The sequence below is a fragment of the Paenibacillus liaoningensis genome (assembly GCF_059609455.1).
The window spans coordinates 1-15,232 of sequence record NZ_JCAALU010000011.1; the positions used below are offsets into that span (position 1 = coordinate 1).

The following is a 15,232-nucleotide window of genomic DNA, read 5'->3' on the forward strand; positions in this document are numbered from 1 at the left end:
GGTAGCTCATGGCTGATTCTCCTGTGTAGGGGTAGTGTGGTAACTTCATTCTACACACGAATCGGTCATGGGTCATTTTTATGTGTCGCACTTCATATTACAATCCGTCATCAATAAAAATCTATCATAACGTTTAAAAAAATATTCCTCCTTATTCATTTTTCAACACATAGTAACAATCTATTTCTTTTTTCATTAATTTACAAGAGTTGTATTTTGTCGAATTAGATAATAAAATGTCGAATTAAAATATATATTTAAAGATTTGTTTCATAGACCCTCATTGTATAAGAAATAAGCTATGGATTGTCTTTCAGTAGGCATTTGAATACTCAAACTCTCTCCTACTAAGCGAGGTGATTTTTCAATGTAAACTTTCTAATATATTAAGAAAATTATACTCTCGCACCCCAATATGCAAATTTTAACAGCAAACCTCTAAATTTCGCATGAATAAGTGTCGAATTTGCAGGATAGAAGGAATGGTCTGTCGAAGCTATTCAGCTAGCCATCTAACGGAGGCACCATTTTGGAAAAGAGGCAGATATGTTCAGTCTATCTTCATTACCCCGACATGATTCATCAAGCTGGTACCGCATTATGCTCAATGTGTATTGGGTGTTATGTATACTAGCGCTTACTTGTCAATACACGATATTTGCTCTCCAAAATACTTCAACGGAAGATACCTTTTTCACAAACCGACTATTTACTTATGACATCCTGGTGCAAAACATATTTCTGCTAGTCGTTATGGTATCCCTTGAAGTCATTATCCGCTATGCAAACCGCTTTATCGAAAAAGCACTCATTATCGGCGCTCATCTCATTACGATGAGCTTCTTATTTTTTTTAAATGCACAGCTTTTAACGGCACCCGCCTTGCTGCTGCTTCCGATGCTGATTACGATTTTATTTTTGCGGCCGTATTATTTATTTGTTTCGCTGCTCGTCTCGATGCTTTACCTGTTTTATATTTATTTTTCTTATTATTATGATGAAGGATTTACTGATCTCGATGCCTTCTTCTTCGCGGGTATTCTAATTACGACAGCGCTAGTAGGATTCGCCATTATTCAACGGGCAAGAGGCTTGCTTGTCACGCTCAACCGGACGCTGAAATCAGAGCAGGAGCTGCTGATCAAAAATATCGTGATGGATCGGATGTCGAAAATCGACCCGCTCACCGATCTTTATAACCATAAAACGTTTCACGAATATGCGGAAAAGCTCATTGAGTACCAAGAGGCTAATCCGTTCAACTTCCAGCTAGCGATTATAGACATCGACAACTTCAAGCATGTCAACGATACCTATGGGCATTGGGTTGGCGATATTACGCTGAAGCAGATGGCGGCGACGCTGCTGAAGCACTTGAAAACCGATGATTTTGCCGCCCGTTATGGCGGTGAGGAATTTATTCTCATCCTTCATGAAGAGAGTTTGGAGAAGGCGCTTGCGCTCGTGGAGGAAATTCGCGTTTCCATCTCTCAGACCAAAATCGCTGAAATGGATAACCATTCCGTCACCGTCAGCATCGGCCTGCATGAGCATCTCCCTGGCGAATCCAAAGGAACGAGCTTCCAGGAAGCGGATCAAGCCCTCTATGAATCGAAAAATAGCGGCAAAAATAAAACGACTATCCGATAACTTGCTCGGATAGTCGTTTTTGTGTGAGCTTCCAGCTAACTTGCGGTCCCCCTACGCGCCATAAACACATAGAACAGCACAGCAAGGATGCTCGATGCTGCAATAACAAGGCCCATCGGCAGCGCCGTGTGGCTGCCGCCCAGACCTACCATCGGCGCTGCAATTGCGCCGATGACGAAGGATAGCAAGCCGATCAGCGCCGAAGCGCTTCCGGCTGCTTTGCCTTGGCTTTGCATCGCCAGCGTAAAGCTCGCCGTCTGGATGACGCCGACGCTGGATACGACGAAGAATAGCGGAATGAGTACAGCAATCAGCCCGAGATCGGCTAATATGACGAGCAGCAGCGCTGCACCGCCAATAGATGCCATGCTTAGCCCGACGATAAGCAGCTTCGTCTCGCTGACCTTGCCAGCAAGCCTGCCAGCGGTTTGGCTGGCAATAATGATGCCCAAACCATTGATTGCGAAGCATAAACTGAACATTTGCGGCGATACGCCAAAAATCTCCTGCAGTACAAACGGAGAGCCCGATATATAAGCAAACATCGCCGCGGTTACAAAGCCTTGAGAAAGCGCATAGCCCATAAATACGCGGTCCCGGATTAATGTGCCGAAGGTACGCAGCGTACTTTGAAGCCCGCCTTTCAATCGATTATGCTCCTGCAGCGTCTCTCTAAGCCCGAGCCATGAAGCAAGCAGCATAACAAGTCCAATCGCACCGAGCACGAGGAAAACACCGCGCCATGACGTCCATTGCAGCAGCTGGCCGCCTGCTATGGGCGCAGCGATTGGAGCTACACCGTTCACCAGCATAAGCAGGGCGAAAAACTTCGTCATTTCGGGCCCCTCATACATATCCCGCACAATCGCTCTGGATAGCACAATTCCCGCTGCCCCGCCCAAGCCTTGAACGAGCCGCAGCAGCACGAAGGTCTCAATTGACGGCGCGACGATACATAGCACGGAGGCTATAACGTATACGATGAGTCCAATAATAAGCGGCTTTTTCCTGCCATAAACATCGCTAAGAGGGCCAATGATGAGCTGGCCTACAGCAATGCCGAGCAAGCAAGCCGTCAAACTCAGCTGCGCCATGGAGGTGCTTGCGCCAAAATAATTTGCCAGCTCCGGCAATGCCGGCAAATACATATCGATGGATAACGGAGCGAAGGCCGTTAAAGCGCCAAGCAGCAGCGCCATCCCTATTCGTGCCGAAGAAGCCGGTTTTTGCTGCGATGTAAGCACCTGTTGTTTCATCGAGCTATCTCTCCATTTCTATCGTCCATTTGCGTCCCTTCATGATGTAACAATTATAATTACAACTCGCGATAGGTGTCAATGCATGAACAGCAGCAGACGCTCTTCGGCGGTTTGCCCAAACAAAGGGCGCCCAATGGGCGCCCTTTGTTTGAATCCACCATTTATTCGGTTTATTCCGTAACGGGTATGCTGTTTTTCGCCCGATTTATATCATTGGAGTTGACGAGCTGTGGCAGCATCTTCTCCGATTCTTCCATAGGAGAATTACATTGCAGGCAAGTAGGCGACTGCTCGAACGAAAAGTTTGCACGCATCCAGCCATTGCAAACATCACTCGTACAAGCCCATATTTTCGTGCTGACCTCAGGGACTTCCTCTTGAAACTTTTTCCGACTATAGATCGTCAACGCCTCCTTTAATTGGACATGCTATTGCCATGATAATCCTGTTCCTGCTCCTAGCGTTTGATAATTCGCGAAATTCCATACATAGGGATTGGACGCAATTTATTACCAGCCGCCCGAGCCCAAGCAATGAATCGTTGTACAACTGATCGGTACGCCTGAATAAGTCAAGCCAAGGCACCCTGTCCTTCATTCGCATAAAGGATGTATATGCAGCAGCGAGCGATTTTATTAAAATATAAGAAAGTATAAGTTTTCTCTTTATACTTAGCTTATATTTCACCGCGAAACGTTAGCATTACCGCCAGAGGACGGCGACAGCCGTTTCACCTTGAATTCTAAGCATGTATAAGTTTGCTCGTTTGCCCCTTATATCCGCTTAGAATTCTAGGGCAAAGCTCTTCGCTCGTCACAGAAGGACGACGAGGTCGTTTTTGCTTGAAATATAAGAATTTATAAGTTTTACATCTATAAATACGCTTATATTTCTCGGACTGAAACGCGCTACGCCGCCAAAGGACGGCTTAAGCCGTTTCACCTTGGCCCTGCTTTACAGCTTGTAGCCGTAATTGTGTGGAATATATTCAATCAACGCCTTCGCCTTGAACGCAAGCTTGTGTTCATTAGCTTGAAAGCTGACGGATTGTTCCTGTACATAGAACCAAATTTTGACCGTTGGCTTATCCTCGTGCTCTTGGAAAAGAAAGACGTTCAGTTCTTCCTTCCACGCAAGCAGGTCAGCCAAATCAAGCTCCGGCGGCACAGTGACCGTGAACGCCCACAAATCAGCAGCCTGCTCAATGTGATAATGAACGCCATGCTTGCTGGAATCTACAAAGGTTCTTCCTCCAACCGCATGCTTGATTAATAACGTTTCCTTCATCGCTTTCTCCTCCTCGCGCAGAAACTTCCGTCCTTATGGCATATCAATGAGCATGACGAATGTATCTTCCTTCGCCTTGATTAGAATTTCCGGTTCAAACTCCGCACGAAGGCTGTCCTTCGCCACCATATTAAGATTGTTCACATCGGCAGCGCCCTCAATCAGCATGAGAAACACACGCCGGCCTGCCTTTTGGCTGTAATACAAACGTTTCCCTGCCTCAACGCGGCCCAGATGAATCGACATGTCCTGATGAATCATCGCTGTGCCATTCGTTCCTTCCGGCGTGACAATCGGCAGAAAAGCATTGACCAGCTTCTCCTGATCGTACCGATGCACCTCATAGGAAGGAGTCAGCCCGCGCTCGCGAGGCATAAACCACAGTTGAAGAAAATGTCCTTCTTCGGTATCCGAATCATTGTATTCTGCATGGACAATGCCGGAGCCCGCTGTCATTCGCTGGATTTCTCCCGCAGAGGTAACCTCCATATTGCCTAAATTATCCTCATGCTTGAGGCGGCCCTTCAACACAATGGTGACAATTTCCATGTCGCTATGAGGATGCGCTCCGAAGCCGCGGCCCGGCGCAATCTCATCTTCGTTGCATACACGCATGACGCCGAACTGAGCGTTATCGGGATCATAATAATCACCGAACGAGAAGCTGCGTGAGCCCCTCAACCAACCAATATCAAAAAAGTTCCGCTCGTTCGCAGGATAACGCTTAATCATCGTGCAAGGCCTCCTTTTTCCATTCCATTGTCCGCATGCCAAACTAAACCTTACACTTATTGTATCATAATAAAGTGCTTTATAGGATTTTCGACTTATAATCTTCTGCCCGCCGTTTTCTTATGCCTTCAAAAAAATAAAAACAAACGCCCCGAGGGTTGAGAGCCCTCTGGAGCGTCTATTCAATATCCGGGTTAAGATTTCGCTGGCAGCTTCTTGTTTTTCGATTTCACTGGCGCTGGCTTCGCGGCCTCAACTGCCGAAGCGACCGGCACTGTCGGCATTGGGTAAAGCCGCTTGGAAAGCATCGTCTGCAAAATCATAAATACGCCGCCAACAACCCAATACAAAGGTACAGCAGCAGGCGCGGTAAAAGAGAAAATGCCCATCATGATCGGTGAAATGTAACCAAGCAGCGCCATCTGTTTTTGCTGGGCTGGGTCAATCCCGATTTGAGACACGCGGAACTGCACATAATAGATAGCAGCGGCGAGAAACGGCAGGATGTGATCCGGCGCGCCCAGTTGGAACCAGAGGAAGGAATGCTGCGCCAGCTCCGGCGTCATTTTGATCGCATAATACAGTCCTGACAAAATCGGCAGTTGAATGAGCATCGGAAGGCAGCCAATGGCAAGCGGATTAAACTTATGCTCGCCGTACAGCGCCATCGTTTCCTTCTGCATTTTCGACTGTGCTTCAGGCGATTTGTCATTTTTGTATTTTTCCTTAATTTGGTTCAGCTGCGGCTGCATAACGCTCATCTTCTGCTTCATCACCTGCTGGCTCTTGGATTGGCGAAGCATAAGCGGAAGCAGGGCCAGACGGATAAGCAATGTAATCGCAATAATCGCCATCCCAAAACTGTCGTTAAAAAACTGCGCAATGTGTTGAATTAAATAAGAGATGGGGAAAACGACGTAATGGTTGAAAAATCCTGGTGTCGCTGAATCAATCGTTCCATTCGGCGCACCACAGCCGCTAATGATGAGCAGCAGCCCGATAATAAGGATAAAGCGGTATTTTTTAAGCATTTCCATTGTATATTTAGATAACATATATATCCTCCTCGTTTGTTTGGATGTTGCTTCACAAACGAGGAGCTGCAATCTGTGGGATCACCATCAGGCGCTTCTTTTCTTTTTACTTTTCGTACAAGCCAGAGCGCAACGGTATGAGCCCGTTGAACAGTTGGCAAAATACGCTCAGGTGCTGGCGTATGGACCTTGTCCTTCGACCAGCGGGACGGCTCGCTTGCAGCATGAAAAGTGAAATACGCTGCATAAGCGAACGTGCAGATAATGCTTACAGAGAAAAAATACGGTATAATATCATGCAGCTCGAGCAGCTTCTTCACCTCCAGACTCAAATCGGTTACTCTTGTATTATAAAGCAACCATTCCTGATATTCCCTCGTCTAAAGTCTAGGTACTACCTGAACCAGAGACTGTTATAGCGAGAAGCTCGCAGGCGATAAAATATATCTAGTTATTATTATACTGGGAGGTAAGCTATTTTGTATATCACCTTGGTTCATCTTACGCTTGGTTGTTTATTCCTAGCGCTGCTGTTGTCTTGGATTGCCGGCAATAAGGCCTCCTCCCTGCTCTACAGCAAATCCGAGCAGCAGCTGCACCAGCGTGCCAAAAACTTGTTCATTTGGACAATTGTGCTGTCCATTCCAACAGCAGCCGCATTGGGCGGAGTCGTCACCATGGCCGTCAAGCTCCCTCCGGATTACGATTTGGGCATGCTCATCTGTGTACCGATCTTGACTCTGTCGCTAGCGCTGCTGTGGGTCAGAAGCATGCCGAAGCTGCTCAGAATGCGGAAAAACACAGGACGGAAGTCCAGCGATCCATTGCCTGTGCGCATGCTGTATCGCGCTTCAGAGCCCGCATTCATTTTGCCCTACCAGCTGCTGTCGCTCTGTACGCTAACGATCTTTTATTTAACCTTATCGGTCGCCGTATCCCTGCATTCGATGCCGCTCAATATCCCGCTTTCCATGCTTGGCTTCGCCGCTGCCGTCCTCTGGATGATTCATGGCGAGCGCAGCAGCAGAGTGACCTTGCCGAAGGCGAAGCTCAATCGCCGCCCAAGCGAGCGGTTGGTACGCAGGCTGGCTATTGCCATTGCTATTGTGCTGCTTGCTGGAACTCCTTACTACAACGCCTTTGACAAAATCGATTTGCCAGAAGCGCTCACCATGACCAACAGCGCCGACAACCTGCACTCATTCGGCTTTTACATTGAACAATAACAGATCCGCAGCAGCCGCTCTTCTACGGGGTACATCAGGACAAACCTGCGCATATGCATAAATAGCATCGCTCCAGTTAAAAATAACCCTCGCCTAATAAGGCGGGGGTTATTTTTTGCGAACAAAAAACCATCCAGCTGTTCTATTTATTAGCATGCGGCACTCTCCGAAGCAAAATCCCAAAGCGGTGAATGGGTAAAGCCTTCCTTAGCCCGTACAACATAAAACGGAGAAGCACCCTTCAATCCTGCACTAACGGTGCGGAAGCGGTCAGATACCTCCATGACGATCTTCTGTTCGCCCGAGGCATGGTCGGTTCCTGCGGCAACGGCCGCCTCATAGCCGAAGCTGCTGGCGAAATGGATGGCACGTACCCGAATATCGGCTGCACAAAAGACTCGAAGCATATCTGCTGAGCGGTCCGTGCTGTTGTCATTTACAAAAATCAGTTCGTAATTCTCGCCAATGGGCGGAATAATTCGTTTTAGCCGCTTGTAGGTGTCGTAAAGCATTTGCTCATCATTATACACAGGAATGACTACGGAATAAGTGACTGGCTCACGCATAACAGGTCCCCTCCCGGCTTCGAATGCTGCCTAAACAGCTTGTACCTTTACTATACATGATTTATCTTAAGATTCCCTTAATTCTAACTGATCATTTTTCATGAAATTATGATGAATTTTGTCAGTTTGTTCCTTATTCACCCAAAGCAAACCAAGTTTCCACCGGCTTGAAATACAAATGACCATCGGGCCATGGCTGAAAATGCAAATCCATTCGCGATTCGCTCCAGTCCGCAGGCGTTCCGTTTGTCTTCAGCTTGCGCGGCAGCACTGGCTCCTCCACTACACCTGGAAACTCCTGATAACCGAATAGCAAATTTTCATGCAGCGCGATGATTTCATATTTAGGCCCATGAAATGCGTGCTCCTCCTGCAGCTGGTAGTGATAATAAATGTAGCTCGCCACCATCTCCGGCTTCAAATGCGCCACGCGCCCGACGCGCCGCTCCACCGCTTCCTTGCGCCGCCAATGCTCCGGGCTTGCTGGCGCATTGAAATGAAAAACATCAATCATCGGAATCCATAACCGCTTCTCGGCCTGACCGGGCCATGGCTCCAAGCAACGGCTCAAATCACGCATGAGCTCCTCTGGCGCTGGCGGTTCATCGATCAGGCTCTCTACGTATAAGAAAAGATTACGCTCCCATTTAAATAAAGCAGCTGTCATAAATTTGCCCTGCTCAATCCAAGGAAGCAGCTGCTCTCTCAAGCGCTCTACAGAAGCGAGCGCTTTCATTTCTTCATCTGCAAGCAGCTGCGCCCGCGCTATCACTCTTTGCATCGTCGTCCCCCACATTCTTATGCTATAGTGAAATAAAAGCGTATTTATAAAAAAACTATAAAATCTTGAATTTAAAATGGTCGCCTTGGAGCAGCAGACAAGCAAGCTTCTGCCTAAAGGAACCAATTAAATGTTGAACGGAGTGATTTTAGCTTATGATCTATAAACGTCTTGGCACTAGTGGACTGAAAGTATCCTCTCTCGGCCTTGGAACTAATTCCTTCGGCTCGCGGGCGGATAAGCAAAGCTCTATTTCCATTATACATGCTGTGCTTGGCAGTGGGATAAACTTTCTGGATACTGCCAATATTTACTCGGGCACCGCATCCGAGACGATTATCGGCGAAGCGCTTAAAGGCCGGAGGCATGAGGCCGTCATTGCCACCAAAGCCGGGCTGCCGCGCGGGAAAGGCGCAAATGAGCGCGGCTCGTCCCGCTATCATTTGCAGCTGGAGCTCGAGCAAAGCTTGCGGCGGCTGCAGACGGATTATGTGGATTTATACCAAATCCACACCTTCGATCCGGAAACGCCGCTGGAAGAAACGCTGCGGGCGCTCGATGATATGGTGCGCGCCGGCAAAGTCCGCTACATCGGCGCATCGAACTATGCGGCCTGGGAGCTGATGAAGGCGCTCGGCATCAGCGACCGCCTTGGCCTGAATCGGTATGTGTCGATTCAGACCAGCTATTCGCTCGCCGACCGGACGCCGGAACGCGACATTACGCCGCTATGCCTCGACCAAGGCGTCGGCATTATCCCTTATTTTCCGCTTGCCGGCGGCCTGCTGACCGGAAAATACAGCGAGCAGCAAAGCGCGCCGGAAGGGTCGCGCTTGGACAAAAACCCGGACTTCGCCCGCTTCTTCACCGGCGAAGGCTTCACGCTCAGCCGCCAAGTCGGCGAGCTTGCGGCTGAAGCTGGCTGCACGCCAGCTGTGCTTGCCCTGCACTGGCTTATGCAGCAGCCCGCCGTGGCAAGCGTTATCGTCGGCGCGACGAGCACAGCGCAGCTGGAGGCCAATCTGGCTTCAGCCAGCCTTCAGCCCGAGCCGGCCGTCATGGAGCGGCTGGATGAAATCAGCCTGCGATTTAAGCATGGCGAGCCATTTGCGCTTTACCGGCTAAGTTAGCCGGTAAGCTTGAAGGGGAACATGCCATGGTGTGCGCTCGAGGCAGCGCAGCCGGTTATGGGCCGGGTGGCAGGGGCTATTTTTCATAAGAGGATGTTGCCCTATCGCTGCTGGACCGGGGGATTCCTAAGCCGGCTGCTGCGGCATGCCTTCGCGGGCACGTAACATTTCAATGAACAGCTCCGCCGCTTTCGTATGAAAAGCATCGCGCAGCGTAATAATCGAAAAATCTCGCTGAACAGGCTGGCCATCGATGGTCAGCCTGTTCAGCGTCCCGAGCGAAATTTCTTTGCGCACAGCCCACTCTGACAGCAAAGAGATGCCCAGACCCGCCTCCACAGACTCCTTAATAATTTGCGTGCTGCCAAACGCCATAGGGTTAAGCGGCCGAATATCGTATTGCTCGAACATTTTTTCCATTGCCGTCCGCGTTCCCGAGCCTTCCTCCCGCATAATCCAATGCTCGCCCAGCAGCGCCTCAGCCTCTATATCATGCTGCCGCGCGTAAGGATGCCTGACGCCAACAACGACATACATCGCATCTTTGGCAAAAGGCTCACATTGCAGCTTGTCCTGCTCCGGCACCGCACCCTCTACGATTCCAATATCCAGCTGGCGGGCTGCAACGAGCGCCGCAATGTCCTTCGTGTTGCCGATTGTAATTGTGGGCGTAATAAGCGGATACCGCACCCGCAAACAGGCTATCATATGCGGCAGCACATACTCGCCAAAGGTGAAGCTTGCGCCGATCGACAGCGCGCCGCTTGCCGTGTGAAGCAGGTCACCCAGCAGACTTTGCATTTTCGCATGCAATCCGCTGATTTCCTTCGCATGGCGATACACGATGTCACCCGCTTTATTCAATCGGACGTACTTGCTGCTGCGATCCAGCAGCTTGGTGCCTAAATCCGCCTCCAGCGACTGAATATGCTGACTGACTGCTGGCTGCGTCATATGCAGCGCTTCCGCTGCGCGAGTGAAGCTCCGTTCCTCAGCAACCGCAATAAAAACGAGCAGGGATTGATCCATCGTTTAAACACGCTCCTCTCTCTCCATCTGTTGTCTTTTCTATTTATGAAAATACCATAAGTATTTAGTTATGATTATAATCATAACAATTTATTTTTCTTATCGTAAGCTATTCCTTATGCTTAATTTATAAAACAAGCAGGAAGCATGCGCCCGCTATTGGCGGCATCGGCGTCGGAAGCAGTAGCAGCGGGCTTTTCGCTTACAGGATAAGGATGAGGTGACAGCTATGAAAGCAGAAATAAACGCGATGATGATGAGGCAGCCCTCTTCGGAAAAGACGGAGCCGCAGGGAGCGTTAAGCAGGCACGCCAAGGGGCATGCTGCGGCTTGGCTGGGCGGGGTTGCGCTGACAGCTGCTTTTGCCTCCGCTGCTTATGCGCTCGCCATGCTTCCCGGCTTCAGCCGCATAGGGCCTATGGCGATTGCCTTAATCGCTGCTGTGCTTTTTCGCCAGTTCGTTGGATATCCGGCTTTTCTCCGCGCTGGCATCCAATTTTCCTCCAAGCAGCTGCTGCGGCTTGCGATTATATTGTTTGGGCTCAAGCTGAATATGACCATTTTGCTGGAGCAGGGGACCGGATTGCTGCTGCAAGCCGCAGCCACCATTCTCTTCTCCACCCTCTTCACCCTGCTTGTCGCCCGCAAGCTCAAAGCCGATATGCCGCTGTCGCTATTGCTCGGAATCGGCACAGGCATCTGCGGCGCGGCAGCCATTGCGGCTGTATCGCCGATTCTTAAAGCTCGCGGCGAGGACACAGCCGCAAGCGTCGGGCTCGTTGCGTTGGTCGGCACGATTGCCGCACTCGCTTACACCGCCCTCCAGCCGCTGCTGCCGCTGACTGCGGAGCAATACGGCATTTGGGCAGGCATCAGCCTGCATGAAATTGCCCATGTGGCGCTTGCCGCAGAGCCGGCCGGGCAAGATGCTGTCGCCCTGGCGCTGCTGGCGAAGCTGAGCCGCGTGTTTTTGCTCGTTCCCGTCAGCTTCATACTGATGGCAATCATGAACCGCCGCCGCCACCGCGGGATGGGGGCTAGCGCCCAAGAGATGAAGGCTCGGCCTGAATTCCCATGGTTTTTGCTCGGCTTCATCGCCCTCAGCTTGTTCGGGAGTATGACTGCAGGCACGACGCTGGAACTTTCCGCTCGGACCTTAGGCAGCCTGTCCACGATTACAACCATCCTGTTGACGATGGCTATGGTCGGGCTAGGGCTGAACGTCAACTTGAGGGAGCTGCGCTCCCGCGCGCTTCGCCCGTTGCTCGCCATGACCATAACGTCGATTCTGCTGTCTATATTGTCTTTGCTGTTCATCATGTGGCGCTAGGGGGCGTGCGCAAACCAGATTCAGCCTGCCGCGCCTTGCTTTGCGCTTTTTCGATGCCAATATCATCAGACGATCATGGCTAGGTAGCCACAAGATGCAAATGCAGTTGAAAACACGTTTGCTTGGATCCCGCAGCTTGTATGCCGCTGGTATGCAGCTTAACCGCCGTTGGTTCGCAGTTAGTACCCAGTTGGTACGCAGCTTGTATGCAGCCTGGCCGCCATTGGTACGTATTTGGTACCCAGTTGGTACGCAGCTTAGGATGCTCACTCCTTTTTTGGAGGACTGAGGTTCCGCTATTCTGGCTTATGATTGGATTTCTGGCCGTAAGAGGACAGGAAATCCGTTATTACCCTCTTCACCCCAGCAAAATGGCCATTTGCAGCGAATTAACGGCTCCTGAGTCCGCAGACTGTGCCATAGCCCTTGATTTAGATGAAATAGCTGCTGCTGTGTCCGCCAAATCTATCTTTGTGCAGGTGCATCCCTCTTAAACGAAGAGCAGAGAGCAGTCCATCGGCACGAATGGTCACATTCATGAGGTGTGATATACCCGGTAGTAGAAAAATTAGGTTTGACGCTGTTTTCTAACAGGGTCTGCCTCGTTTACGTTTGCATACACGCCCTAGCCCTAGTGCCGAACAATGAAAATCCCCGCCCCTTCTTTACATAAAGGGGTGAGGACTTTTTAGGTTATCCTTTTTTTCGGCTCCACAGAACCCTTAAGCAGAATCCTTAACCTGACTTCATAATCTGTCTTCTTAATCTCAACCTTTAATCTGAATTCTTAATCTGCATCTTTGATCTGAACCTTTAATCTGCATCTTCAATCTGATCCTTTAATCTGATCCTTTAATCTGATCCTTTAATCTGATCCTTTAATCTGATCCTTTAATCTGAACCTTTAATCTGATCCTTTAATCTGATCCTTTAATCTGAACCTTTAATCTGAATCTTCAATCTGAATCCTTAATCTGATCAGCTCTAGCGTATCTAATTTTGCAGCGCCTTGCGCACGCTCAAAATATATTTTGACTGATCCAACGGATTGACACCGCGCCGCTGGCGCTCGGCTTTCACATCAAGCGGGCAGGGCTCATAGCCAGCGAAAAAGGTGGCAATCGTCCCGCGTCCTTTCGTCAGCGAGCTGAGCTCCACCGCGTATTCCAGCGAAGTCGCTGCGGGTACGCGCCCTTCGATAATCATTCTGTCGCCATGCAGCACGGGTGCACCGAATGTGCCGCGCATTAACGACAGGTCGTTCATTACCCGGCCTCCCGCCTCCTCGGGCACGACGATGCGGAACTGGAGAATCGGCTCCAGCAGACGGGTGCCTACCGACGCGAGCCCACTCATAATGCCCATTGGCGTCGCCACCGCAAAATCCAGCGGATGCGTATGCCACACATGATGCTGCCCTTCAATCAGCGTCACTTTCAGGTCAACGACCTCCCAGCCGTACAGCCCTTGCTCCAATGCCTCCGGCACGCGCCGCGCCACCTCGCTCTGGTATTGCGGCAGCAAATCCTCGGAGCGTACTACCGAAGCATATTGCAGCCCGCTTCCACGCTCGCCCGGCTCCATCCGAAACCGCAATACCGCCCAGCAAGGCTTGGGCATTAAATAGGAAATATACCCTTCCCCCACTTCCTCAAGCGTTTCCTTATAAATAACAGATGGCTGACCGAAGCGCACCGCAAGTCCATACCGCTGCTCAATAACACTCGTCAATATTTCCAGCTGTATCGGGCCCATTACTTTAACATGCAGCTCCCGCTCGTCCTGCAGCCACTGCACATTGAGCAGCGGGTCCTCATCGGACAGCTCCGTAAGCGCCTGTACCATTGCCGGATAATGCTGGGCATCGCCCCAATGGGCTTGAACGGTCAGCAGCGGAACAGCGAGCCGCGCCTCTTCGGGAACGGCATCCGGGCTGCCGATAATATCGCCGATCCGCACATGCGACATGCCGCATACGGCAGCAATGCCGCCAGCCGCAAGCTCTCCGGCGTCCTCGGAGCGGAAGCCGTCCATTTTGCGAATTTGCGTCACCTTCTCATCCATTTGCTGCGTAAAATTGCGAACGACATCGCGATTGCGGATTTTCCCTTGATATAGCCGGATGTAAGCCATCCTGCCCATCACCTTGTCACGCTCAATCTTAAAAACAATGCCTGAAGGCGGCGCCTCCGCCTCTCCGCCCGGCGCTGGCAAATATTCGATCATCGCGTCCAGCAGCGCTTGCACGCCAATGCCTTTGCTCGATGCGCCGTACAGCACCGGATAAACCTCCGCACGGCGCGCCTTCGCGGCGGCTTCCGCCCGCCACTCCGCCAGCGGCACTTCCTCGCCGCTAACATACCGCTCCAGCAGGCGCTCATCCCGCTCCGCCAGCGCCTCAAGCAGCGCCGTGCGCGCATCTGCATCCGCGCCCTCCGCCCACAAATCCTCCGCGCCAGCGAACTGCTGCTCGCTGCCGAGCGGACGCTGCACCGCGAGCAGATCCGCCGTCAAATAGCTGCGGATATCAGCAAGCACCGCTTCGCAATCAGCGCCGACGCGGTCCATTTTATTGATATAAATCAGCGTAGGGATGCACAGCTTGCGCAGAGCATTCCAGATCAGCTCCGTCTGCGCCTGCACGCCCTCCACTGCGGACACGATCAGGACAGCGCCATCCATTACCCGCAGCGCACGCTCCACCTCCGAGAGAAAATCGACGTGTCCTGGCGTATCGACCAGCTGCACATGCGTACCGCACCACTCCAATGCGGTCATCGCTGCCCGTACCGAAATGCCCCTTGCCCGCTCAACCTCCATGGAATCCGTTATCGTCGTTCCTGTATCGACACTGCCTAGCGTCCGCGTGCGTCCGCTGACATACAGCATATGCTCCGTCGTCGTCGTTTTGCCTGCATCGACATGAGCGAAAATCCCGACATTGCGCCAATTCGCGCGGCTGTTTCCCATCCTTCTGCTCCCCTGTCCGCCTCAATCATCGCCGTACCGCATGGCGGCTTTATTTTGCTTTTAGCGTACCGCGATAGCGGTTTCACGTCAAATGCCGCGATGCCCCTCCATACACTGCTTACCCACCAAAATAAGTAAAAATAATAGGATGCTTTTCCCTCATCGTCGTTGTACAATCTTATTTGCAAACGCTTACTTTTTCTCGTTATTCACCTAATCAACCCCATAACCCGAGTTA

At 50.9% G+C, this 15,232-nt stretch carries 14 protein-coding genes; 5 read left to right on the forward strand and 9 right to left on the reverse strand.

Going from position 1 to position 15,232, the window contains the following annotated elements:
- Positions 1-726 precede the first annotated feature (726 nt).
- Positions 727-1,650, forward strand: coding sequence for a GGDEF domain-containing protein (locus tag AC6B99_RS17405; protein ID WP_496663872.1), 924 nt, complete (start codon positions 727-729; stop codon positions 1,648-1,650).
- Positions 1,651-1,685: 35 nt separating this feature from the next.
- Here the strand turns inward: AC6B99_RS17405 and AC6B99_RS17410 are convergent, their stop codons facing one another.
- The 5 genes from AC6B99_RS17410 to yidC all read right to left on the reverse strand — a co-directional run bounded on the left by AC6B99_RS17410 (position 1,686) and on the right by yidC (position 5,983).
- Entirely contained in the window at positions 1,686-2,906 is a 1,221-nt protein-coding gene (locus AC6B99_RS17410; protein ID WP_496663873.1) for a Bcr/CflA family multidrug efflux MFS transporter, read from the reverse strand.
- A 173-nt stretch (positions 2,907-3,079) separates the two neighbouring features.
- Positions 3,080-3,316 carry a cold-shock protein gene (locus AC6B99_RS17415; RefSeq protein WP_442952533.1) on the reverse strand — a complete coding sequence of 79 codons (237 nt, stop codon included), beginning with the start codon at positions 3,314-3,316 and terminating at the stop codon, positions 3,080-3,082.
- Positions 3,317-3,863: 547 nt separating this feature from the next.
- On the reverse strand, positions 3,864-4,196 hold the full coding sequence (locus AC6B99_RS17420) for a hypothetical protein (RefSeq protein ID WP_494861117.1): 333 nt from the start codon (positions 4,194-4,196) through the stop codon (positions 3,864-3,866).
- A 33-nt stretch (positions 4,197-4,229) separates the two neighbouring features.
- On the reverse strand, positions 4,230-4,928 hold the full coding sequence (locus AC6B99_RS17425) for a pirin family protein (RefSeq protein ID WP_056036544.1): 699 nt from the start codon (positions 4,926-4,928) through the stop codon (positions 4,230-4,232).
- A gap of 194 nt (positions 4,929-5,122) precedes the next feature.
- Positions 5,123-5,983: a membrane protein insertase YidC gene (gene yidC / locus AC6B99_RS17430; RefSeq protein WP_496663874.1), complete on the reverse strand. Its 861-nt coding sequence runs from the start codon at positions 5,981-5,983 to the stop codon at positions 5,123-5,125.
- Between the two features lie 458 nt (positions 5,984-6,441).
- Between yidC and AC6B99_RS17435 the strand changes: the two genes are divergently transcribed.
- Positions 6,442-7,188 (forward strand): hypothetical protein, encoded by a 747-nt coding sequence (locus AC6B99_RS17435; protein ID WP_496663875.1) that lies wholly within the window; start codon positions 6,442-6,444, stop codon positions 7,186-7,188.
- Between the two features lie 149 nt (positions 7,189-7,337).
- On the opposite strand, the gene AC6B99_RS17440 is transcribed toward AC6B99_RS17435, so the two are convergent.
- Both AC6B99_RS17440 and AC6B99_RS17445 read right to left on the reverse strand, forming a co-directional pair.
- Positions 7,338-7,754, reverse strand: a complete 417-nt coding sequence (locus tag AC6B99_RS17440) for a glycosyltransferase (RefSeq protein ID WP_496663876.1) — start codon at positions 7,752-7,754, stop codon at positions 7,338-7,340.
- Between the two features lie 133 nt (positions 7,755-7,887).
- Positions 7,888-8,535 carry a hypothetical protein gene (locus AC6B99_RS17445; protein WP_496663877.1) on the reverse strand — a complete coding sequence of 216 codons (648 nt, stop codon included), beginning with the start codon at positions 8,533-8,535 and terminating at the stop codon, positions 7,888-7,890.
- Between the two features lie 155 nt (positions 8,536-8,690).
- Here AC6B99_RS17445 and AC6B99_RS17450 point away from each other — a divergent pair, with 155 nt between their 5' ends.
- Positions 8,691-9,665: an aldo/keto reductase gene (locus AC6B99_RS17450; RefSeq protein ID WP_496663878.1), complete on the forward strand. Its 975-nt coding sequence runs from the start codon at positions 8,691-8,693 to the stop codon at positions 9,663-9,665.
- A 126-nt stretch (positions 9,666-9,791) separates the two neighbouring features.
- Here AC6B99_RS17450 and AC6B99_RS17455 read toward each other — a convergent pair whose 3' ends face one another.
- Complete coding sequence (locus AC6B99_RS17455; protein ID WP_496663879.1) at positions 9,792-10,694, reverse strand: LysR family transcriptional regulator; 903 nt, start codon at positions 10,692-10,694, stop codon at positions 9,792-9,794.
- Positions 10,695-10,923: 229 nt separating this feature from the next.
- On the opposite strand from AC6B99_RS17455, the gene AC6B99_RS17460 reads away from it, so the two are divergent.
- A complete protein-coding gene (locus AC6B99_RS17460) occupies positions 10,924-12,024 on the forward strand; it encodes a YeiH family protein (protein ID WP_496663880.1) in 1,101 nt (366 codons plus the stop codon).
- 94 nt (positions 12,025-12,118) lie between these two features.
- Positions 12,119-12,313, forward strand: coding sequence for a hypothetical protein (locus tag AC6B99_RS17465; RefSeq protein WP_494880944.1), 195 nt, complete (start codon positions 12,119-12,121; stop codon positions 12,311-12,313).
- Between the two features lie 704 nt (positions 12,314-13,017).
- On the opposite strand, the gene AC6B99_RS17470 is transcribed toward AC6B99_RS17465, so the two are convergent.
- Positions 13,018-14,994, reverse strand: a complete 1,977-nt coding sequence (locus AC6B99_RS17470; RefSeq protein ID WP_496663881.1) for a GTP-binding protein — start codon at positions 14,992-14,994, stop codon at positions 13,018-13,020.
- Positions 14,995-15,232 lie beyond the last annotated feature (238 nt).

Coding starts and splice junctions, on each gene's coding strand:
- AC6B99_RS17410 (WP_496663873.1), bottom strand. CDS start 2,906: ATGAAACAACAGGTGCTTACATCGCAGCAAAAACCGGCTTCTTCGGCA.
- yidC (WP_496663874.1), bottom strand. CDS start 5,983: ATGTTATCTAAATATACAATGGAAATGCTTAAAAAATACCGCTTTATC.
- AC6B99_RS17455 (WP_496663879.1), bottom strand. CDS start 10,694: ATGGATCAATCCCTGCTCGTTTTTATTGCGGTTGCTGAGGAACGGAGC.
- AC6B99_RS17420 (WP_494861117.1), bottom strand. CDS start 4,196: ATGAAGGAAACGTTATTAATCAAGCATGCGGTTGGAGGAAGAACCTTT.
- AC6B99_RS17425 (WP_056036544.1), bottom strand. CDS start 4,928: ATGATTAAGCGTTATCCTGCGAACGAGCGGAACTTTTTTGATATTGGT.
- AC6B99_RS17440 (WP_496663876.1), bottom strand. CDS start 7,754: ATGCGTGAGCCAGTCACTTATTCCGTAGTCATTCCTGTGTATAATGAT.
- AC6B99_RS17465 (WP_494880944.1), top strand. CDS start 12,119: ATGCAAATGCAGTTGAAAACACGTTTGCTTGGATCCCGCAGCTTGTAT.
- AC6B99_RS17450 (WP_496663878.1), top strand. CDS start 8,691: ATGATCTATAAACGTCTTGGCACTAGTGGACTGAAAGTATCCTCTCTC.
- AC6B99_RS17470 (WP_496663881.1), bottom strand. CDS start 14,994: ATGGGAAACAGCCGCGCGAATTGGCGCAATGTCGGGATTTTCGCTCAT.
- AC6B99_RS17445 (WP_496663877.1), bottom strand. CDS start 8,535: ATGCAAAGAGTGATAGCGCGGGCGCAGCTGCTTGCAGATGAAGAAATG.
- AC6B99_RS17460 (WP_496663880.1), top strand. CDS start 10,924: ATGAAAGCAGAAATAAACGCGATGATGATGAGGCAGCCCTCTTCGGAA.